General features: G+C 70.2%; 20 protein-coding genes. 15 read left to right on the top strand and 5 right to left on the bottom strand.

Annotated elements, in window-relative coordinates:
- Window positions 1–34: 34 nt before the first annotated feature.
- Genes QQX02_RS10395 through QQX02_RS10415 form a run of 5 tightly spaced genes read left to right on the top strand, consistent with a single transcriptional unit; the run spans window position 35 to window position 3,187 of the window.
- Window positions 35–586, top strand: a complete 552-nt coding sequence (locus tag QQX02_RS10395; RefSeq protein WP_301142932.1) for a YceD family protein — start codon at window positions 35–37, stop codon at window positions 584–586.
- Window positions 587–588: 2 nt separating this feature from the next.
- Entirely contained in the window at window positions 589–783 is a 195-nt protein-coding gene (gene rpmF, locus QQX02_RS10400) for a 50S ribosomal protein L32 (protein WP_062132798.1), read from the top strand.
- A 31-nt stretch (window positions 784–814) separates the two neighbouring features.
- Entirely contained in the window at window positions 815–1,552 is a 738-nt protein-coding gene (gene rnc / locus QQX02_RS10405) for a ribonuclease III (protein WP_301142933.1), read from the top strand.
- A gap of 51 nt (window positions 1,553–1,603) precedes the next feature.
- Window positions 1,604–2,533 (top strand): bifunctional DNA-formamidopyrimidine glycosylase/DNA-(apurinic or apyrimidinic site) lyase, encoded by a 930-nt coding sequence (gene mutM / locus QQX02_RS10410; protein WP_301142934.1) that lies wholly within the window; start codon window positions 1,604–1,606, stop codon window positions 2,531–2,533.
- 36 nt (window positions 2,534–2,569) lie between these two features.
- Window positions 2,570–3,187: a response regulator transcription factor gene (locus QQX02_RS10415; RefSeq protein WP_301142936.1), complete on the top strand. Its 618-nt coding sequence runs from the start codon at window positions 2,570–2,572 to the stop codon at window positions 3,185–3,187.
- Here QQX02_RS10415 and QQX02_RS10420 read toward each other — a convergent pair.
- The 5 genes from QQX02_RS10420 to QQX02_RS10440 are packed head-to-tail and all read right to left on the bottom strand — an operon-like array spanning window position 3,184 to window position 10,569.
- Window positions 3,184–4,806: a sensor histidine kinase gene (locus QQX02_RS10420; RefSeq protein WP_301142938.1), complete on the bottom strand. Its 1,623-nt coding sequence runs from the start codon at window positions 4,804–4,806 to the stop codon at window positions 3,184–3,186. The two genes, QQX02_RS10415 and QQX02_RS10420, sit on opposite strands and share 4 nt — an antisense overlap.
- Entirely contained in the window at window positions 4,799–6,475 is a 1,677-nt protein-coding gene (cydC, locus tag QQX02_RS10425; protein ID WP_301142939.1) for a thiol reductant ABC exporter subunit CydC, read from the bottom strand. Before cydC ends, QQX02_RS10420 begins: the two co-directional genes overlap by 8 nt.
- Window positions 6,472–8,058 carry an ABC transporter ATP-binding protein/permease gene (locus QQX02_RS10430; RefSeq protein WP_301142940.1) on the bottom strand — a complete coding sequence of 529 codons (1,587 nt, stop codon included), beginning with the start codon at window positions 8,056–8,058 and terminating at the stop codon, window positions 6,472–6,474. The genes cydC and QQX02_RS10430 overlap by 4 nt, the downstream gene beginning before the upstream one ends.
- A gap of 4 nt (window positions 8,059–8,062) precedes the next feature.
- The gene (gene cydB / locus QQX02_RS10435; protein ID WP_301142941.1) at window positions 8,063–9,085 is read right to left on the bottom strand and encodes a cytochrome d ubiquinol oxidase subunit II; all 1,023 of its coding nucleotides are present in this window, start codon (window positions 9,083–9,085) and stop codon (window positions 8,063–8,065) included.
- 11 nt (window positions 9,086–9,096) lie between these two features.
- The gene (locus QQX02_RS10440) at window positions 9,097–10,569 is read right to left on the bottom strand and encodes a cytochrome ubiquinol oxidase subunit I (RefSeq protein ID WP_301142942.1); all 1,473 of its coding nucleotides are present in this window, start codon (window positions 10,567–10,569) and stop codon (window positions 9,097–9,099) included.
- A gap of 526 nt (window positions 10,570–11,095) precedes the next feature.
- Here QQX02_RS10440 and QQX02_RS10445 point away from each other — a divergent pair.
- From QQX02_RS10445 to rsfS, 10 genes are all read left to right on the top strand, one after another.
- Window positions 11,096–13,516 carry an Rne/Rng family ribonuclease gene (locus tag QQX02_RS10445; RefSeq protein WP_436968531.1) on the top strand — a complete coding sequence of 807 codons (2,421 nt, stop codon included), beginning with the start codon at window positions 11,096–11,098 and terminating at the stop codon, window positions 13,514–13,516.
- Between the two features lie 139 nt (window positions 13,517–13,655).
- The gene (rplU, locus tag QQX02_RS10450) at window positions 13,656–13,964 is read left to right on the top strand and encodes a 50S ribosomal protein L21 (protein WP_062132823.1); all 309 of its coding nucleotides are present in this window, start codon (window positions 13,656–13,658) and stop codon (window positions 13,962–13,964) included.
- 14 nt (window positions 13,965–13,978) lie between these two features.
- Window positions 13,979–14,230, top strand: coding sequence for a 50S ribosomal protein L27 (rpmA, locus tag QQX02_RS10455; protein WP_062132831.1), 252 nt, complete (start codon window positions 13,979–13,981; stop codon window positions 14,228–14,230).
- Window positions 14,231–14,320: 90 nt separating this feature from the next.
- On the top strand, window positions 14,321–15,844 hold the full coding sequence (gene obgE, locus QQX02_RS10460; protein ID WP_301142945.1) for a GTPase ObgE: 1,524 nt from the start codon (window positions 14,321–14,323) through the stop codon (window positions 15,842–15,844).
- Window positions 15,845–15,879: 35 nt separating this feature from the next.
- Window positions 15,880–16,995 carry a glutamate 5-kinase gene (gene proB, locus QQX02_RS10465; protein WP_367304237.1) on the top strand — a complete coding sequence of 372 codons (1,116 nt, stop codon included), beginning with the start codon at window positions 15,880–15,882 and terminating at the stop codon, window positions 16,993–16,995.
- A gap of 62 nt (window positions 16,996–17,057) precedes the next feature.
- Window positions 17,058–18,344, top strand: coding sequence for a glutamate-5-semialdehyde dehydrogenase (locus QQX02_RS10470; protein WP_301142949.1), 1,287 nt, complete (start codon window positions 17,058–17,060; stop codon window positions 18,342–18,344).
- 67 nt (window positions 18,345–18,411) lie between these two features.
- Entirely contained in the window at window positions 18,412–18,558 is a 147-nt protein-coding gene (locus QQX02_RS10475) for a hypothetical protein (RefSeq protein ID WP_193746352.1), read from the top strand.
- 1 nt (window position 18,559) lies between these two features.
- The gene (gene nadD / locus QQX02_RS10480; RefSeq protein ID WP_301142951.1) at window positions 18,560–19,156 is read left to right on the top strand and encodes a nicotinate-nucleotide adenylyltransferase; all 597 of its coding nucleotides are present in this window, start codon (window positions 18,560–18,562) and stop codon (window positions 19,154–19,156) included.
- Window positions 19,149–21,206, top strand: a complete 2,058-nt coding sequence (locus QQX02_RS10485; RefSeq protein WP_301142952.1) for a hypothetical protein — start codon at window positions 19,149–19,151, stop codon at window positions 21,204–21,206. The genes nadD and QQX02_RS10485 overlap by 8 nt, the downstream gene beginning before the upstream one ends.
- A complete protein-coding gene (rsfS, locus tag QQX02_RS10490) occupies window positions 21,182–21,559 on the top strand; it encodes a ribosome silencing factor (protein WP_367304238.1) in 378 nt (125 codons plus the stop codon). The genes QQX02_RS10485 and rsfS overlap by 25 nt, the downstream gene beginning before the upstream one ends.

Consider the following 21,559-nt stretch of genomic DNA (forward strand, 5'->3'; position numbering starts at 1 on the left):
GGGTCCACCAGGACCGGAAGGATGGGAGGCGCGGATGTCGCACCGCCCAGACAGCTCTCCGTATGTCTTCTCCGTGAGGGACATCGCACGGAAGCCGGGCGCTCAGCGCACGGTGAGCGGCACCTTTCCGGCCCCCGCGGTCCTCGGCACCGCTATGGTCGGTGTGCCGGAGGGGACGGACGTCAAGCTCGATGTGAGCCTGGAATCCGTGTCCGAAGGCATCTGGGTCTCCGGAACCGTGACCGCTGAGGCGGTCGGCGAGTGCGGACGATGCCTGGACGAACTGCGACTCGACGTCGCGGCCACGGTCCAGGGACTGTTCGTGCACGACGACCCGCACGGGGGTCAGGGTGACGAGGAAGCAGAGGATGTCTTCGAGTTCGACGGGGAGAACGTCGACCTCGAAGAGGTGGTGCGGGACGCGGTCGTGATTCAATTGCCGTTCACCCCGCTGTGCCGCCCGGACTGCCCGGGCCTGTGCGACCAATGTGGCGCCAGGCTCGCGGACGATCCGGACCACGCCCACGAAGTGATCGACCCGAGGTGGTCGGCGCTCACAAGTTTGACTGAACAGGAAGAGAGTTAACCGTGGCAGTTCCGAAGCGCAAGATGTCGCGTTCGAACACGCGTGCACGTCGCTCCCAGTGGAAGACCACTGCTGCGAACCTCACCGCGTGCCCCGCGTGCAAGGGCGCGAAGCTCGCTCACGCAGCATGCCCCACGTGCGGCGCCTACAACGGTCGCCAGTACTCCGAGGCGCTGCGCACCGAGCACGGAGCCTGATCAGGCCTCGCCGTATGTGCGAGGCACTCAGGTGAGCGTTCCAGGGCAGGCTGCGGCCACCGCCCTGGCAGAGCGGTTGGGTGTCGTTGTCGACCCCGAACTGCTCGTGCTCGCGCTCACGCACCGGTCGTTCGCGTACGAGGCCGGCGGCCTTCCCACGAACGAGCGCCTGGAGTTCCTCGGGGACTCGGTGCTTGGCGTGGTCGTGACCGACCGCCTTTACCACGCTCACCCCGACCTGCCCGAGGGCGAGCTCGCCAAGATGCGTGCCGCGACAGTCTCGCAGCGCGCTCTCGCGAAGGTGGCGCGTGACCTCGAACTGGGTCCGTGCGTGCTGCTGGGCAAGGGCGAGACCGCCACGGGCGGAGCCGACAAGGACTCGATCCTGTGCGATTCGCTCGAGGCCGTGTTCGGCGCGGTCTACCTGACCCACGGGATCGACACGGCCCGCGACGTCATTCTTCGGCTCGTGGGACCGTCGCTCGTGGCCGCGGCCTCGTCAGGGGTGGCGCTCGACTGGAAGACGTCGTTGCAGGAGGCGTGCGCCCAGCGCGGCCTCGGCGTCCCCGTCTACGCCGCGGAAGGCGCAGGTCCCGACCACTCGCGCACCTTCACTGCGACGGTCGCCATCGACGGCGTCGTGCGTGGCACGGGCACCGGCAGCGCCAAGAAGCACGCCGAGCAGGAGGCCGCCGAGCGCGCCTATGCGTCCATCATCGCTGAGGACCCCGTCGTGGCCGACGACTCCGCGCCGGGCGCCGCGATCTGACGCGCACGAGCGCCACCGACTGCGACACCTCACCGCCCCCACCGACTGACCGTGCCAGAGCTCCCCGAGGTCGAGACCGTCAGAGCCGGGCTCGCGCCGCTCATCACCGGTGCGGTGATCCGCGCCGTCGACATCCGCCGCGACAGCTGCGTCCGGCTGCTCCCCGGAGGCCCCGCCCAGTTCAGCGCGATGGCGGCCGATGCGCGCATCGGCGCCGTGGTGCGTCGCGGCAAGTTCCTATGGCTCCCGTTGACCCACGCGGGCGCGCCCGAGCCCGCCGAGGCGCTGTCCGCGCACTTGGGGATGTCCGGTCAGTTCCGCGTCCACGCCGGACCGTGGGAGGGAGCTCCCGCACCGCACCCGCACTGCAGGGCTCGGCTCCTGCTCGATCGCGACGGCTCCCCGCTGACCCTCGACTTCCTGGACCAGCGCACGTTCGGCTATCTTCACGTCGAGCCGCTGGTTCCTACGCCTGACGGGCTCGCCGGGGGACAGGGGGCGACGCTCGCCTCCGTGCCCGGCTCGGTGTCGCACATCGGGCGAGACGCGCTCGATCCGCACCTGGACGAGCCCGCAGTGGCGCGCGCGTGGCGACGCGGGTCGCGGGGCGTCAAGCAGGTGCTGCTCGATCAGACGCTGGTGAGCGGCATCGGCAACATCTACGCCGACGAGGCGCTCTGGCTCGCGCGCGTGCACCCCGAGCGTCCCGCGTCGGCCGTCACGGCGCCGCAGGCGCGTGCGCTGCTCGAGGCGACGCGTGCGGTCATGCGGCGTGCGCTCTCCCAGGGGGGCACGAGCTTCGACGCCCTGTACGTCAACGTGAACGGCGAGTCGGGCTACTTCGCGCGCGATCTGGAGGCCTACGGACGGGGCGGCGAGCCCTGCGGCCGCTGCGGCGCGGTCATCCGGCGCGAGACCATCGGCGGGCGGTCGACGCATTGGTGCGCACGCTGCCAACGCCGGTACGCCGCGCGCGGCTGAGACGAGCCGCTCCCGCGTCCGGCTACGATGCGGGGTATGCCTGATGTGAGAGTGCTCGTGCTGGACGACCACGAGGTCGTGAGACGTGGGATCTGCGACATCCTGGACCGCGCCGATGGCGTCGAGGTGGTGGCCGAGGCGGCGACCGTCGCGCAGGCGATCCGTCGCGTCGACGCGACCCGTCCCGATGTGGTGCTGTCCGACCTACGACTGCCGGACGGCACCGGACTCGATGTGATCGCCCACGTGCGCGCCACGCACCCCGACACCCACATCGTGGTGCTCACTAGCTACGACGACGACGACGCCAAGGCCGCGGCTCGGACCGCGGGCGCCGATGCGTTCGTCGCGAAGACGGCGGGCTCCGCCGAGGTCCTCAAGGCCGTGCGCGACGCGGCCTCCGGGCGCGAGCACGGCCAGCACATCGACGTGCAGGAGGACGCCGCCATCGCGGCCCTCACCCCCACCGAGCGCAAGATCGTGACGGCCGTCGGCGACGGGATGTCCAACAAGGAGATCGCGGACCAGCTCGGCATCGCCGAGAAGACGGTCAAGAACCACGTGACGAGCATCCTCGCCAAGATGGGCCTGCAGCGACGCACTCAGGTGGTCGCATGGGCCACGCAGCGCCGCGCGCAGTCGTTCCGGCGCTAGTCGCCTTCCCGGCGCGCACACTCCACGTTCCACACGGCCACGCACCCGGGGCGGTCCTCGCCTGGCCAGCGCTCGGTCAGGCTGAAGGTGCCGTTGCGCCGCAGCGCACGGTTGGCGAGGTTCGACGTCCCCGAGTGGCGCTGGGTGGCCCCCGCCGGGCCGATACCGTCGTCCTCGAGCCGCACCTCGACGCGGCCTTCGTCCGCGGCGAGCACGATCCGGACCGCGTGGGCCCGGGCGTGGCGCGCGACGTTCGACACCAGTTCGCGGGTCACCGCCACCAGGTCGTCCGCCAGGGTCGGGTCGCCCACCACCGCGGCGTCCAGATGCGGCCATTCGGCGACCACGGACGGCTCGAATCCCAGCGATGATCGCGCGAGCAGCAGCTCTCGGCGCAGTCGCTCGGCGATGGGCTCCTTGCTGCGCTGACCCGCGAGCGAGCTCATCACGCCCCGCACCTCGTGCTGCGCGCGCTTGACGTGCTCCAGCGTGCCGCGCAATCGCGTCGCGACGTTCTGATCGCTGTCCTCCGCGATGGCCTCGATCTGCATCGCGGTGGCGAACAGCTCCTGGGACACGAAGTCGTGGAGATCATCCGCGAGCATCGCCCGCTCCTCGAGGAGGGCCGAGACCGACTTCACGTGGCTGAGCTCCGAGAGGCTGAGCGCGAGCGCCGCCTGTCCCGCGAAGCGCTGCGCGAGCGACAGGTCACCGGCATCGAACTCGGGTTCGCCGCGGGTGCGCCACAGCATCAGCAGGCCGACGGCGTGGCCCTGCGCGACCAGCGGCGCGTACAGCGTGGGTCCATAGGACATCACGGGCGCGAGCACGTTGCTGCCGGGTGGCTCGGCGGCGATCAGCCCCTCGCCGGAACGGATCACGTCCATGCCCGTGCCGCCGGGCGGGAGCGCGAGACCCAGCAGGTGATCGGCGCCCTCCCCGGCGGTGACCTCCATGACCCAGGCGTCGTCCACGCCCTGCAGCACCAGCGCGGCGGCGGCCGCACCGGAGAGCTCGAGAGCCGCGTCGATGGTGCGCTGCAATGCCCCTTCCGCGCCCGGGTCTGACAGGAGGTCCATCGTGATGCGCTGCGTGGCGACCAGCCACCGCTCTCGCTGCCGCGCGAGGTCGTACAGCTGGGCATGGTCGATCGCCACCGACGCGGCGGCCGCGAGTGCCTGGATCGCCTGCTCGTCGGCCGGGTGGAAGCCGCCCGGCTTGTTGGCGAGGTACAGCTGGCCGAAGGCCCGGCCGCCCACGTGAAGTCCCGCGCCCAGGAAGCTGTCGAGCGGCGGGTGTCCCTCGGGCAGGCCGATCGACGCGGGATGCGCCGCGACCTCTTCGAGTGAGATGGTCCCCTCTCGGGGGATCTCGCCGAGCACCCCGATGGGCCGTGGCGGCCGCCCGATCTGCTCATGCACAGAGGCGGCCATGCCATGCACGTAGAAGGCGGTGCTCTGGCCGCTGGAGTCGAGCACATTGATGGCGGCGAAGCGTGCCGCGGTGAGCTCTGCGGCGGCGCCGAGGAACGCGTCGAGCACCAGCGGCAGATCGAGCTCCTCGTTGAGCGCGATGACGGCGCGTGCGAGTGCGAGCTCTCTGGCGTGCGCGTCAGGCATCGGAGCTCACCGCGTCAAGGCTGATGGTGCGGTCGGCCGCATCGAGAAGCGTCAGGTCATGGGTCACGATCACCACGCTACGGCCTTCGCCGCTGAGCCGGGCCAGGGCCGCGCGGAGCGCCTTGCGGCCGGCGTGGTCCAGGTGCTCGCCAGGCTCGTCGATGAGGTGGATCGGGTGTGGCGCGAGCAGCGCGCGGGCGAGCAGCAGGCGCCGTCGTTCGCCGCCGGACACGGTTCCTCCGCCGGAGCCGAGCACGGTGCCGAGACCATCCGGCAGCGCCACCGCCCAGTCGCGCAGTCCCACGACGCTGAGCGCTTCGAGTGCCTCATCCTCGGTGACTCCTCCGCGCGCCACGCGGAGGTTCTCGAGCACGGTGGTGCCGAACACGTGAGCGTCCTCGGACGTGATCGCCACGACCGTTCCCAGGTCGTCCTCGGAGACCGGCACGCCGTCGATCAGCGCCTCGCCCGCAGCGGGGGACAGCGCACCGCCAAGGGTGGCGAGCAGGGTGGTCTTGCCGATGCCCGAGCGGCCCACGACGGCGAGGACCTCGCCCGGCGCGACCCGCAGGGTCACGGGCACGGTGGCCGTCATGCGCGGCCACGCCGCCGAGAGATCGCGAGCCTCGAGGACGGCCGATGCGCGGGGAGCGGCGTCGTTCTCCACGGGGTCGGCGGGAGGCGCGTCGGTGGGCGGCGCGAGCTCCTCGATGCGCTCCGCCGCACGGGCGGAGCGGAACAGCTGCTGCATCGCCGCCGGCACGGCGCCCACGGCCTCGAATGCGGCCAAGGGCAGCAGAGCCACGACGGCTGCGGTCGTGGGTCCGATCGCGCCGCTCGCGGCGGCGGTGACCGCGACGGCGATCGAGCCGATGAGCGCCAGCCCTGCGGCGAGAGCCTGGACGGCTGCGGCCAGGGCGGCGGGCCGCGCAATCGCCTCGTGCGCGTGGGCCGAAGCGGCGTCCGCCTCGGCGAGTGCGGCTTCGGCCGATGCGGTGGTGCCCCATACACGATGCTCGGCGGCGGCCTCCAGTGCCGACAGGGCGCTCTCGGTGACCCGCGCATCGGCCGTCACCGCCAGCGCCGCTGCGGCGCGTGCCGAGCGCAGCGTCAGCGCCGCCGCACCCACGCCCGCGATCACCAGGCATACGGCGAGGACGACACCCGCGAGCGGCACCATGAACGCGGCGATGCCGACGGAGACGCCGGAGACGACCACCGCCACGGCCATCGGGATGAGGCCGCGCACCACCGCATCCGCGATCGCGTCGACGTCGGCGCCGATGCGTGCCATCACCTGCCCGCGGGTCAGGGGCAGCACGTGCGATGCCGGAGCGTGCGCGAGTCGCTCGTACACACGCACGCGGAGCGAGACCGCGCCGCGCAGCGCCACGTCGTGAGAGGTGAGGCGCTCGAGATAGCGGAACAGTCCCCGGCCGATGCCGAAGAAGCGAACCACCACGGCGGCGATGGCGAGATCGGCGGGGGAGGGCATGCCGGCAGCGCGCGCGATCATCCACGCCGCCACCGCCGCCAGTCCCACCGCGGACCCCAGGGCCGCGGACCCGGTCAGCACCGCCAGCACCGTGCGCCCACGGCTCAGGCCAGCGTCGCCGAGCACGCGTCGCAGCGCGCCCTTGCGCGGGTCGGTCGCGAGCAGGTCCGTCACGGCGTCACCGCCCTGGCCGAGGCGACCTCGATCACTGCATCGGCCGCCGCCATGAGCTCCGCCTCGTGCGTCGCGACCACGACGGCGACGCCGCGGGCGGCCGCAGCCCGGATGCGTGCGACCACCTCGGTGCGTGCCTCGATGTCCAGATGCGCCGTCGGCTCATCGAGCACGATCACCGGGCGTCCCGACTCGAACGCACGCGCAAGCGCTGCCCGCTCGCGCTGCCCCAGGCTCATGGTGCGACCTGGCACCCCGAGGTCCGGCCGCTGCGGCACCCACGCGAACTCGCGGGCCCAGCCGTCGGCGTCGACCTGATCGAGCGGGACGCTCGTGCCGTCGGCCAGCACCGCCGAGACGTCGCCGGCGTCGGGGCGCAGCAGCCCCATGAGCGCCAGCAGCGCGGTGGACTTGCCGTCGCCATTGGGGCCCACGAGCGCGGTGATGGAGCCAGGGGGCGCGTCGAACGTCAGCGATTCGGGGGCGAGCCGGCGCCCATCGGGCGTGGCGACGGCGAGCCCGCGCATCATCAGCGTGGCGCCTGCGAGCGACGGGGACGGAGCGGTGCCGCCCACGCGGGCGACGGGCGTGTCGAGGACGTCGAATGCCGCATCGGCCGCGGCGAGGCCGTCGGCGGACGCGTGGAAGTGCATGCCGACGTTGCGGACGGGCAGGTAAACCTCAGGGGCGAGCACGAGCACCGCGAGCGCCGTCTCGATGCTGACCTCGCCGTAGACGAGGCGGAACCCCAGGGTCACGGCGACCAGCGCGACCGCGAGGGTCGTGAGCAGCTCCAGCACCATGCCGGAGAGGAACGCGATGCGGAGCGAGCCCATGGTCGCGCGGCGCTGGGCATCGCCGAGTTCGCGGACGCGTCCCGCCGGGCCGCGGTGACGGCCGAGCGCTCGCAGCGTCGGCAGTCCGGAGATGAGGTCGAGCACCCGCGATGACAGTCGCTGCATGGCCTCGAGGTGCTTCGCCGAGTGCTGGCGGGTCACGAGGCCGATCAGGATCATGAAGACGGGCACCAGCGGGAGGGTGCCGGCGATGATCGCCGCCGAGATCCAGTCGAGGTCGAGCACCACGAGCAGCATGATCGGCGTCACCGTGGCGGCGAGCATCAGCTGAGGGAGATAGCGCACGAAGTACGGGAGCAGCCCGTCGAGTCCGCGGGTGACGGTGGTGGTGACCGTCGAGCCCTCGCCCGAGGCCGCCCACCGCGGTCCCAGACGCGCGGCGTGGGCCACGACGCGTCCGCGGAGGTCCGCGATCACGGCCACACCAGCGCGGTGCGCCAGGCGCTCCTGGATCCCGACCAGCAGCACCCTCACCAGCACGAGCGCCGCCAGCCACACCAGACCGGTCTCGAGCGCACGGGCATCCGTCGGCACGATCGCGCCGATCCAGCCCAGCCCGTCCTCGGTGAGCGGGGACGGCGCCAGCACTGGCGCGAGCAGTCGTGCGATGACGAGCGCCTGCACGCCGATCACGATCGCCGTGAGCAGTCCCAGCACCGCCGTGGTGATGACGTAACGGCGTGCCGGGCCGATGCGGGCGATCAGCCGTGGGTCAACGGGGCGCACGTCCCTACTTCTTGAGGAAGGTGAGGGAGTTGTGCTCGGGGATGTTCTCCGCGGAGAGCCGGCGCCGGAACACCCAGTACGTCCAGCCCTGGTAGAGCAGCACGACGGGGGTGAGGATCACGGCGACCCAGGTCATCACGGTCAGCGTGTAGTCGGTCGACGAGGCGTTCTGGACGGTCAGCGAGAACGCGGGGTCGGTGCTGGACGGCATCACGTCAGGGTAGAGCGAGCCGAAGATCAGCACCACGGCGAAGGCGATCGCCACGGCGTTGCCAGTGAAGGCGTAGCCGTACCTGCCGATGCGGCCCGCGACCACGGCGACCGCCAGGCCGACCGCGGCGACGACCACCGCGATCCAGGTCCACGCGACGCCGTAGGCGACCTGGGTCCAGATCGCGAAGACTGCCGCGATGACGAGCGCGATCGGCGCCATGCGGCGTGCGACGGCCTCGGCGCGCTCGCGCACCTCGCCGTCGGTCTTCAGCGACAGGAAGATCGCGCCGTGGCTGAGGAACAGGGCGAGCGTGGTCGCGCCGCCCAGCAGCGCGTACGGGTTGAGGAGGTTGAAGAACCCGCCGGTGTAGGTGAAGGTCTCGTCGATCGGCACGCCGCGCACGATGTTCGCGAACGCCACGCCCCACAGGATGGAGGGCACCCAGGCGGAGCCCATGATGACCCAGTCCCAGCGTCGGCGCCACGCGTCGTCGTTGATCTTGCCCCGGTACTCGATCGCGACCGCGCGCACGATGAGGGCGAGCAGGATGAGGAGCAGCGGCAGGTAGAAGCCGGAGAAGAGCGTGGCGTACCACTCAGGGAACGCGGCGAACGTGGCGCCACCTGCGGTGAGCAGCCACACCTCGTTGCCGTCCCACACGGGGCCGATGGTGTTCAGGGCGGTGCGTCGGCCGCGGTCGCCCTTGCCCACCTTCTCCATGAGCATGGCGACGCCGAAGTCGAATCCCTCGAGGACGAGGTAGCCGGTCCACAGGACCGCGATCAGGATGAACCAGAAGACTGCGAGATCCATGACGGCCCTTTCTAGTACGCGAACGACATCGGTCGGTCGGAATCGTCACTCGGCTCTTCATACGTGACGTGGGCGGCACCCTCCGACGCGTAGCGCTGGATGAGCCGGTACCAGAAGATCCCGAGCACGGCGTAGATGACGGTGAATGCCACGAGTGAGGTCGCCACCTCGCCCACGGACGTCGCATCCGACACCCCGAAGGTGGTCATGAGCATGACTTGATCGGATCCGGTCGGGTTCGGCGCGACCACGAAGGGCTGGCGTCCCATCTCCGTGAAGATCCACCCGAAGCTGGCCGCGAGGAACGGCATCGGCAGCGAGATGAGCGCGAGCTTGCTCATCCACTCCTGGTCGATGGCGCGGCCCTTGCGGGTGAACCAGAAGATTGCCACGCACAGCGCCGCGCTGAAGACGGCGAGGCCGATCATGAGACGGAAGGACCAGTACGTCACGGCCAGGTTGGGCCGGTACTCGATCTCCTCGCCGTTCTCGTCGACCGCACCGTAGCGCTCGGCGTAGATCTCCTGCAGCTCATCGAGACCCTTGACTTCGCCTTCCCAATCGCCGGTGGCCATGTAGGAGAGGAAGTACGGGATCTCGAGGATGTGATGGACCGAGTCGGGGTCGTCTCCCGCGAGGTTGCCGATGGTGAACAGCGAGAACGGAGCCGGCCCGACGGGCGTCGCGACCAGGCCCTCGGCCGCCGCCATCTTGATGGGCTGCTGTTCGAACATGAGCTTGGCCTGGATGTCGCCGGTGACGACCACGCCAATGCCGGAGACGAGCATGACGACGGCTCCGAACCTGGCGGCGGTGCGGTACATGCCGAGGTCAGCGTGGTTGCGGTCCTCGCGGGATTTCTTGACCATCCACCACACCGCGATGCCCGCGACGAAGGTGCCCGCGACCAGGAACGCCGTGGCGATCACGTGGGGGAAGGCGACCAGGGTGGTGTTGTTGGTGAGGACGGCCCAGATGTCCGTCATCTCGGCACGGCCGGTCTCCTCGTTGAACTCCGCGCCGACGGGGTGCTGCATCCACGAGTTGGCGGCGATGATGAAGTACGCCGAGAGGATCGAGCCGATCGCGAACGCCCACACGGTCGCGAGGTGAACCTTCTTGGGAAGCTTGTCCCAGCCGAAGATCCACAGGCCGAGGAAGGTGGATTCGAGGAAGAACGCGGCGAGGGCCTCCATCGCCAGCGGAGCGCCGAAGACGTCGCCGACGAACCGCGAGTACTCCGCCCAGTTCATGCCGAACTGGAACTCCTGGACGATGCCGGTGGCTACGCCGAGTGCGAAGTTGATCAGCAGCAGCTTGCCGTAGAACTTGGTGAGGCGCAGATACTTGTCGTTGCCCGTGCGCACCCACGCGGTCTGCAGAATCGCGACCATGGTGGACAGCCCGATCGTGAGGGGCACCAGGATGAAGTGGTAGACGGTGGTGATCCCGAACTGCCAGCGGGCGAGTTCAAGCACTTCCATTCGGGGGCCTCCAGGGTCAGGCACGCAACGGGGAATATCGCGTCACTAAACCTACCCGGGTATACCAAGGTAGGGATGCAGGACCTTGGTCCCGGGTGGAGAGTCCCGATGCTCCGCCGCACCCCTGGGCGGCGCGGCACGAGATGTTCCTGAGTTCGTGTGTCACAATGGTCGACAGGTCGCACCCAGCCACACCGGGTGCCTACCGCGCGACAGACGCAGCGCCTGCGACAGCTGCCAGTCCCGTCACGGTCCCGTCCGGCTACAGCCGGAGGCGGAGACATCGGGGATAGGCGCTCTCGAGCAGGCACCGCTGTCCGCCGCGACCTGAAGACTTCCGTGGCCGCAGAACGCGAGCCACGACCGACGAGAGAGTATCGATGCGGTGTGTGGGCCGTATCGATCTGAGGTACCCGCGTTGAGCGAGGACAAGACCACACCCGAAGCACCGTCGACCGCCGTCATCTTCCAGGCGCCCGAACCCGCTGCGCCCCGTCGCGCATCGGCGCCTGCGGGACCCCCTTCGATCCCCGATTCCTCAGCGAAGGCCGAGTCCGGATCGCGTGGGCGCGGCAAGGCCGCAGCGGACTCCGCTGAGGGCGACAAGCCCAAGCGCAAGTCCGGCGGCGGTCGGGCCAAGAGCGCCAAGAACGCCGACTCCGCGACTGCGGAGTCCAAGGGCAGCGCTGCGAGCGCCGATGCCGGCTCGACCGACGGCGGTGCGTCTCAGGACGCCCCCGCGAGTGAGCGTCGGACCAGCGGCAGTGCGGCGTCGTCAGACGGTTCCGACAGCGGCAGCTCTTCCGGCTCGCAGGACCAGGGGTCCAGCGACGGACCTGACGGTGACGGCGACTCCGGAGACGGCAGCAAGCGTCGCCGTCGTCGTGGCGGCCGCGGCCGCGGCAAGAAGCGCACCGACGGGGACGGACCCTCGGGCGACGACGAGTCGACCGGCAGCGACCAGGGTTCGAACGCCGGCGACGACCAGGACGGCGACTCGGGAGACTCCGGCGACGACGACGGCGATGGATCGTCGAGGCGTCGCCGCCGCCGCCGTGGCTCACGCTCCAGCGGCTCAGGCTCAGGCTCCGGCTCCAACTCGGGTGGAGGATCGGGTTCCAGCGCGAACTCCGGCGACAAGTCCGGTTCCGACGACCAGCTGCAGGGCTCCACGCGTCTTCAGGCCAAGCGCCAGCGTCGCCGCGACAACCGCGACGGCCAGCGCCGCCGCCCCACCATCTCGGAAGCCGAGTTCCTGGCGCGCCGCGAGTCCGTCAAGCGCGACATGATCGTGCGGGAGAAGGACCACCGCGTCCAGATCGCCGTGCTGGAGGACGAGGTGCTCGTCGAGCACTACGTGTCGCACCAGGCGCAGCAGTCGATGGCGGGCAATGTCTACCTGGCGCGCGTGCAGAATGTCCTTCCCGGCATGGAGGCGGCCTTCGTCGATGTGGGCCGCGGTCGCAACGCCGTGCTCTACGCGGGCGAGGTCAACTGGGATGCCGCAGGCCTCGAGGGCAAGCCGCGTCGCATCGAGCTCGCGCTCAAGCCCGGCGACACCGTGATGGTCCAGGTCACCAAGGACCCGATCGGCCACAAGGGTGCGCGGGTCACGAGCCAGATCTCGCTGGCCGGACGGTTCCTCGTCTATGTGCCCGCAGGCGGCGTGACCGGCATCAGCCGCAAGCTGCCTGACAACGAGCGCGCCCGCCTCAAGAAGCTGCTGCGCGAGGTGATCCCGGCAGACGCCGGCGTGATCGTGCGCACCGCAGCCGAGGGCGCCTCTGAAGACGAGCTGCGCGCTGACGTCGAGCGCCTCAAGCGCCAGTGGGAGAACATCCAGGCCGAGGCGAAGTCGAACAAGGGCCCCACGCTGCTGCGCGGCGAGCCCGACATGGCCATCCGAGTGGTGCGCGACATCTTCAACGAGGACTTCGAGTCGCTGACCATCCAGGGCGACGACACGTGGAACTCGCTCAGCGCCTACGTGGGACAGGTCGCACCCGACCTGCTGCCTCGCCTCCAGAAGTACACCGGAGACGGCGACCTGTTCGCCGACCTCCGTGTCGACGAGATGCTCACCAAGGGCATGGACCGCAAGGTGTGGCTGCCGTCGGGCGGCTCCCTCGTGATCGATCGCACCGAGGCGATGACCGTCATCGACGTCAACACCGGCAAGTTCGTCGGCAAGGGCGGCACTCTCGAAGAGACGATGACGCTCAACAACCTCGAGGCGGCCGAGGAGATCGTGCGCCAGCTGCGCCTGCGCGACATCGGCGGCATCATCGTCATCGACTTCGTTGACATGCTGCTCGAGGCCAACCGAGACCGCGTGCTGCGCCGGCTCATCGAGTGCCTGGGGCGCGACCGCACCAAGCACCAGGTCGCCGAGGTGACGAGCCTGGGTCTGGTCCAGATGACCCGCAAGCGCGTGGGCCAGGGACTGGTCGAGGCGTTCTCCGAGACGTGCGAGCACTGCAAGGGTCGTGGATTCCTCGTCAAGGGCGAGCCCGTCGCCGAGGCGACGGACAAGCAGCCGGAGAAGCGGCGCGGCAACCGTGGCGGCACCAGGACGGCCAAGAAGCAGTCGGGTGGTGACGACCACTCGCACGGCCAGGGCAAGGGTGAGACCCACGTTCTGGACGACCGCGACGAGGCACGCGCCGCCGTCAAGGCGACGCTGGCGTCGATCGCGGCGGCGGCCGAGAAGGCCCACCACCATGATGATGTCGACGCTCCCGCAGACGGCGCGGACGACAGCTCCGGCGCAGGGAAGGCGGCCGACGGCGATGCGACCGTCGAGCCCGTCATCGACCTTCCCGACCGCACGGATCAGGCCGAGTCCTCGGCCGACACGCACGACTCGCCGAGCCCCGCCTCCGATGTGGATGCGGCGCCCGGTGAGGACCACCCGACCGAGCCCTCCGAAGGGGACGTCCAGCCGTAGCCGGCCCGGGCGACTCCGGTTTGACCGGGGAGGCCCGCAACGGGTACATTTGTACGTCGGCGCGAAAGCGTCAGGGCCTGCCTGCGCCCAGTGAGGCAGCGGCAGGAAACCAGACCATACGTAGAGGATTGTAGATTTCATGGTGTACGCGATTGTGAAGGCCGGTGGCCGCCAGGAGAAGGTTTCCGAGGGCGATATCATCGTCGTCGACCGTCTCAAGGCTGCGGCAGGTGACTCTGTCCAGCTTCCCGCACTGCTGCACGTCGATGGTGACAAGGTCACCTCCGACGCGAAGGCACTGGCGAAGATCACGGTCACCGCTGAGGTCGTTCGCGACGAGCGCGGACCGAAGATCGACATCCTGAAGTACAAGAACAAGACCGGATACCGCAGGCGCATTGGTCACCGTCAGGACCTCACGCGCCTGAAGGTCACGGGCATCAAGTAAGCGAGGAAGCACTCATGGCTCATAAGAAGGGCGCGAGCTCCTCGCGCAACGGTCGGGATTCCAACGCTCAGTACCTGGGCGTCAAGCGCTTCGGTGGAGAGGTCGTCAACGCGGGCGAGATCATCATTCGTCAGCGCGGCACGCACCACCACCCCGGCAACAACGTGGGCCGCGGCAAGGACGACACGCTGTTCGCGCTGTCGGCCGGCACGGTCCAGTTCGGCCAGCGACGCGGTCGCAAGGTCGTCGATGTGGTGGCCGGCTAGTCCGACCCGCATCATTGTCTTCGTCAGGGGCGTCGCCGATATGGCGGCGCCCCTGACGCATATTCTGACCACCTCACGAAGGGAGGCGTCATGGCCACGTTTGTGGATCGCGTCACCCTGCATGTGACGGCAGGCAATGGCGGTCACGGAGTCGCGTCCGTGCACCGTGAGAAGTTCAAGCCGCTGGGCGGCCCCGACGGCGGCAATGGCGGCCGCGGCGGCTCCGTCATTCTGTGCGTCGACCCGCAGGTCACGACCCTGTTGGACTATCACCACGGCCCCCACCGCACCGCCGCGAGCGGCGGACAGGGCGCCGGCGACAACCGGCATGGTGCGAGTGCACCGGACCTGCGGCTGGGCGTGCCGAACGGCACCATCGTCAAGTCGCCGACCGGCGAGGTGCTCGCCGACCTCGTGGGCGAGGGCGCGGAGTTCGTCGCTGCGACCGGAGGCAGAGGCGGCCTCGGCAACGCCGCTCTCGCCACCGTCAAGCGCAAGGCCCCAGGCTTCGCGCTGCTGGGCGAGCCTGGCGAAGAGAACACCGTCCTTCTGGAGCTCAAGTCCATTGCGGACGTGGCGCTCGTCGGCTATCCGAGCGCGGGCAAGTCCTCACTGATCGCCGCCATGAGCGCCGTGCGACCCAAGATCGCCGACTACCCGTTCACCACCCTCGTGCCGAACCTCGGCGTGGTCGAGGCCGGCGGCACTCGGTTCACCATGGCGGATGTGCCCGGGCTCATCGAAGGCGCGTCAGAGGGCAAGGGCCTGGGCCACGACTTCCTGCGCCACATCGAGCGCTGCTCCGTGATCGCGCATGTCCTCGACACCGCCACCCTCGAATCCGACCGCGACCCGATCCGTGACCTGCAGGTCATCGCGGCGGAGCTGCGGGCGTACAGCGGCGACGACGCGATCAGCGGAGTCCCGCTCGCCGACCGCCCGCAGATCATCATCCTGAACAAGATCGACGTGCCCGACGGCCGCGACCTCGCCGAGATCGTGCGCCCGGATCTCGAGGCGACGGGCATGCCCATCTTCGAGGTGAGCGCGGTGAGCCACGAGGGACTGCGTCCGCTGTCGTTCGCGCTCGCGACGATGGTGACGGAGCACCGCGCCGCCGCGCCCGTGCTCGAGCGTGCGCCCATCGTGCTGCGTCCTGCGGCCGTCGATGAGTCCGGCTTCACCGTCACACATGTCCGGGACGGCGCCGAGGACTACTTCCAGGTGCGCGGGCCCAGGGTCGAACGCTGGGTGCGCCAGACCAACTTCGCCAACGACGAGGCCGTGGGATACCTCGCAGACCGCCTCGCGAAGGCAGGAGTCGAGAACGAGCTGTTCCGCGCGGGCGCGGTGCCCGGCTCCGAGGTCGTCATCGGGCCGCGTCACGGCGGCGTGATGTTCGACTGGGAGCCCACGATGGGCACCGGCGCCGAGCTCCTGGGACAGCGCGGTTCCGATCTGCGCGTCGAGGACCACGAACGCTCGGGCCGTGCGACGCGCGCCGAGAAGCGAGCGGAGCACAAGGACCGCATGGACGCCAAGTCTGCGGCCCGCGAGGAGCTGTGGACCGAGCGCGACTCCGGGCACTGGACGGATCCCGCCAAGGACGAGTGACAGCGCCCCGTATGACCGCACACGAAGGAGGCCCGGTGGAGGCCACGCGAGAGATCATCGCGCAGTCCCGTCGCATCATCGTCAAGATCGGTTCGTCCTCGCTCGCGGGCGCGGATGGCCGGTTGAGCGAACAGTCCGTCACGCGCCTGGCCGATGTGCTGGCAGGGGTGCGCGCCGCCGGCCGCCAAGTCATCCTGGTGACGTCGGGCGCGATCGCCGCCGGCGTGGGTCCGATGGGGCTGCCCGCCCGTCCCCGAGACCTGGCGACTGCTCAGGCCACCGCGTCGGTGGGACAGGGGGCGCTGGTCGCTGCGTACTCCGCGGCCTTCGCCCGGCACGGACTCACGGTCGGTCAGGTGCTGCTCACGGCAGACGACATGATGCGTCGTTCGCACTACGGCAACGCTCAGCGCGCGTTCAACCGACTGCTCGACCTCGGCGTGCTGCCCATCGTGAACGAGAACGACGCGGTGGCGACGGACGAGATCAGATTCGGCGACAACGACAGGCTCGCTGCCCTCGTCGCGACGGTCGCCCATGCCGATGCGCTCGTGCTGCTCACGGATGTGGACGGCCTGTACACGGCCGCGCCCGGGACCCCCGGGTCCGAGCGCATCGACGAGGTGCACGGCCCGGAGGACCTCGCGGGCATCGACGTGTCGCGGCGCGGCTCTGCGCTGGGCACGGGCGGGATGATCACCAAGCTCGAGGCTGCCTCGATCGCCACGACGTCCGGCATCGCGGTCGTGCTGGCCAGTGCGGCCGATGCGGCATCGGCTGTGGCGGGCGACGCGGTCGGGACGCTCTTCCACCCCACGGGCAAGCGCGACACCACCCGGCTGCAGTGGCTCGCCCACGCGGCGCGCACGCGGGGCGCGATCATGGTCGACGACGGCGCGGTGCGCGCGTTGCAGGGGCGGCGCGCCTCGCTGCTCGCTGCGGGGGTCACCGAGATCCGCGGGTCCTTCGAGGCGGGGGAGCCCGTGGACCTGATTGGGCCTGACGGCGCCATCGTCGCGCGCGGATTCGCGGGGTTCTCTGCTGCCGAGGCCGAGCAGATGCGCGGACTCAGCACCGACGCGTTGGGCGAGACGCTCGGGGAAGGCTACGCCCGAGAGCTCATCCACATCGACGACCTGGTCGTCATGTAGGCCCCTCGCTCGCGACCTGCGCTCACGATGCCGGGGCGAGCACCGGGACTAGACTGGAGTCCATGTCTGCCACCGCCGCCTCCATCGACATCGAGAGCGCCGTTCTCGAAGCCTGCCGGCGCGCCAAGGTCGCGTCCCGCGCGCTCGCGACCGCGACGCGGTCCACCAAGGACGCCGCGCTCCACGCGATGGCCGATGCACTGGTCGAGCACTCCGCGCGCATCGTCTCGGCGAATGCGGAGGATGTCGAGCGCGGGCGCGAGAACGACATGACTCCTGGCCTGCTCGACCGCTTGGCTCTGACTGATGAGCGCATCTGCGGCATCGCAGAGGCGCTGCGGTTCCTGGCGGCGCTGCCGGACCCGGTGGGGGAGGTCAAGCGTGGATCGACGCTGCCGAACGGCATGAGGCTCATCCAGAAGGCGACCCCCATGGGTGTGGTCGGCATGATCTACGAGGCACGCCCGAACGTCACGGTCGACGCCGCCGGGCTCGCGCTCAAGTCCGGCAATGCGGCGGTGCTGCGCGGAGGCTCCGCTGCGGCGCGGTCGAACGAGGTCATCGTCGACGTTCTGCAGGGCGCCCTCCAGCAGGTCGGGCTGCCGCGCGATGCCGTCCAGTCGATCGATGCGTACGGTCGAGAGGGCGCGCGAGTGCTGATGAATGCGCGCGGACTGGTCGATGTGCTGGTGCCGCGCGGCGGACGCAGCCTGATTCAGGCGGTGGTCCGGGACTCGACCGTGCCGGCGATCGAGACCGGCGAGGGCAACTGCCATGTGTACCTCGACTCCTCGGCACCGGTCGCACGGTCCGTCGAGATCGTCGTCAACTCCAAGACGCACCGGGTGGGTGTCTGCAACGCCGCCGAGACCCTCCTCGTGCATCGCGACGCAGCCGAGCGCGTGCTTCCCTCCGTGCTCGCCGCCCTCCATGAGGAAGGCGTGACGCTGCATGCGGACGCTGCCGCATCGGCCCTTGCCCCGCAGGGCGTGCCCACCGTGCCGGCGACCGACGAGGACTGGGCGACCGAGTACCTGAGTCTCGACATCGCGGTCCGCGTCGTGGATGACCTCGACGAGGCCATCGCTCACGTGCAGCGCTACTCGACGGGACACACGGAGGCGATCGTCACCGAGGACATTGGGGCTGCCGAACGGTTCGTGAGCCAGCTCGACACGGCGGCCATCATGGTGAACGCCTCGACCCGGTTCACGGACGGGGCGCAGTTCGGCCTCGGCGCCGAGATCGGGATCTCGACGCAGAAGTTGCACGCGCGTGGACCCATGGGTCTCGCCGAGCTCACCACCACCACGTGGATCGCCTACGGCGACGGCCACATCCGCGCGTGACGACGGTGCAGGGACACGGCCCTCAACCGTGGAATAATCGACAGCCAAGCACACGAAAGGATTCACAGTGATCACCCAGGTGACGGAGACGGCCGAGCACGTCGTCAACGAGCTGCCCATCCCTGCCGAGGCGTTCGGGCTGCTGGCGTTCACGGGGCTCATGGCCCTGCTGTTCATCACCTTCGCCTTCCGGAGCGTCGGCACGCGTCACTGACGTGAGCGCACCGCAGGCGCGCGTCGGAGTCCTCGGCGGGACGTTCGACCCCATCCATCATGGCCACCTCGCGGCGGCCTCAGAGGTGTGCGCCGCCCTGCGGCTCGACCAGGTGCTCCTGGTCCCGGCCAACATCCAGCCGTTCAAGCGCGATCTCGACTTCGCTGATGCCCACCACCGCCTGGAGATGTGCCGGCTGGCGGTCGAGCGTGACGATCGCTTCGCCGTGAGTGCCGTCGACATCGACCGCGGCGGCGTCACCTACACGGTCGACACCCTGACCGACCTGCGCGAGCAGCTTCCCGACGCGAGCCTGTACTTCATCACCGGAGCCGACGCCCTGCAGCGCTTCGACGAGTGGCGCGACGCGGAGCGCCTCACCGATCTCGCGCAGTTCGTGGGAGTGACTCGGCCGGGCCATTCGTTCCCTGAGTTGGAAACTCCACACGCGTGGGTAGAAGTGCCGGCGCTGGCGGTATCCTCAACGGATGTTCGCCGTCGGGTGAGGACCGGTGCACCGATCCGTTACCTCGTGCCCCGCTTGGTCGCCGACTACATCGCGCAGCACGATCTGTATGCCGGAGGAATCGATGACTGACGAGAGCCGCCCGCTGTCGCGGCGGGAACGCCGCGAGCAGGAGCTTCGCGACGCTGCCCGCCCCGCGGACGACACCGACGCCCTGCAGGGCGCGCCGATCTCGGAGTCCATCCCCACCCACTCTCCTGACGGCCGAGTGCTGACGCGACGCGAGCGGCGCCGGCTCGAGCGCGCGCGCCAGCCCATCGAGACATGGACTGCGGAAGAGGAGATGATCGCCACCGGTCAGATTCCCGCGATGACTCCCGAGCGGATCGCTGAGCAGGAGCGGATCGAGCGCGAGAAGGCCGAGGCCGCCCAGCGCGAGGCCGAGGAGCTCGCTGCCGCGGACGCCCTTGCCACCAGCTCCGCCGACGTCTCGGCGCCGTCAGCCGAGGATCTCACGCACGACGCACCGTCCGCGGACCACGCCCCCCACGAGTCCGAGCAGACGCCCGATGCATGGCAGTCCGAGGGCCTCGAGGAGTCGACGGACCATGAGCCCTCAGAGGATCACGCGTCCTCAGACGATCACGAGACGTCGGACGACGACAGTGCCGCATGGCGGCCCGTCGCGACCGAGGACGCAGAGCCGCAGCCCACGGTGCCGCTCCGCACCAGCCTGATCCCCGCCCCAGCCTCGGCGGACGCAGACGCAGGCCTTGACGCTGACGAGCACACAGACGCCGACGAGCCCACAGACGCCGACGAGCCCACAGACGCCGACGAGACCGCAGACGAGCCTGAGGCCCCCAGCCACGCGCCGTCTCCCGCTCACGCGCCGTCGGCTCCCCAGGTCGAATCGGAGGCGCACGGCGAGTGGGCGGCTGAGGCCGATGCGGCACCTCGAACTGACACGCCCAGTCATGCCGACTCCGCGCCCGAGACCACGTCCCCCGAGCACGACGGCGGCCACGATGACGGGCCAAGCGGCGAGCCAGACGACGAACAGGTGCCTCCCGCCCCCGCGTCGGTCCTGGGCATGCCTCCGGGCATGTCGCCCGAGATGTTCGCCGCGCTCTTCCCGCCTGGCTCCCTCCAGCGTCGTCTGATGGAGCAGCAGGCCACCGACCAGGCCGAGCCTGCCGTGGACGAGCCGACGGTCGAAGACCCGGCCGAGGAGATTCGTCGCCTGACGCGGCAGGCCGTCGCCGGGATCGACGCCGCCAGCTCGCGCCGGTCCGTGTCCTCGCCCCCTGACGCCGATCCCGCCACTCAGTCGGCCGCCGAATCCGCCGCCCACGCCGTTCTGCCACACGCGTGGGGCCCTGCGGCGGGCGAGATTGCGCCCGAACGCGATGCCGATGTCGAATCGACGCCATCATCGCCGAGCGCTCCGCAGGCGGCGTTCCCCGACCCAGTGCAGTTCCCGAGCCCAGCGCAGTCCCCAAACTCAGCGCAGCCGTGGGAAAGCTCCGCGCCCTCCGCGCCCACGCCGTGGGGCGAGCCGGCGACCCAGGACCAGCCGCACGACCCTCCGCACGCATCGTCGAGCGACGACGAGCCGTCTCACCAGGCGCCCGTGTCACTCGACGAGGCTCCGTTCGACGCGATCATCGGGCATCACCCCGGCACCGCCGCTCTCGACGAGGCGTCGACGGCGTCCGCCGAGATGCACCGGCCGGCCTTCCACTCCGTGTCGGCGCAGCCGCAGCACGGGGCAGCCGACCGCGTGCCCGACGCCTCGGCGCAGCTCGCACCGCATTACGCCGCCTTCGACGTCCCCCAGGGGTCCGTCCAGGCGCCCGAGCAGGCCGAGTCGCCGTGGGCGGCACACCCGCTCATGAGCGTCCAGCGCGCCGCTCCCGAGCTGCCGGAGGTGCGGCCCTCGCAGAACATCCCGCAGCCGGATCTGAGCAGCGTCCGACGGCCCACCTTCGCGCCGCAGTCCGGCGGCATGCCGTCGATCGAACCCGTGCCGACAGGCCAGATCGAGGTGCCGCCACGCGAGCGTCCCGATCTGGAGGCCGACGGCGGCCCACGTCATTTCAAGTGGGCTCATCTGGCGGTCTTCGGTGCCGTCGCCTTTCTCCTAGGAGTAGTTGTGTGGAACGTCGCGGTGAAGCCCTGATGGGCGCGTCCAAGGAAGCGGTGGAGCTGGTGCGCCTCGCAGCCAAGGCAGCGGACGACAAGAAGGCGGAGGAGTTGGTGGCGCTGGACGTGAGTGCGCGCATGCCGCTCGCCGACATCTTCCTCGTCGCGTCGGGGAGCTCTGAACGCCAGGTCATCGCGATCGCGGAGGGCATCGAGGAGGCGCTGCACGACGTCGGCTCGAAGGCGCTGCGCCGTGAGGGTGTGCGTGAAGGCCGCTGGGCCCTGCTCGACTTCAACGGCCTCATCGTCCACGTGATGCACCAGGAGGATCGGGCGTACTACGAGCTCGAGCGCCTCTGGAAGGACTGCCCGGTCGTCGAACTCGGCTAG

The organism is Demequina muriae (assembly GCF_030418295.1).
GTDB lineage: Bacteria > Actinomycetota > Actinomycetes > Actinomycetales > Demequinaceae > Demequina > Demequina muriae.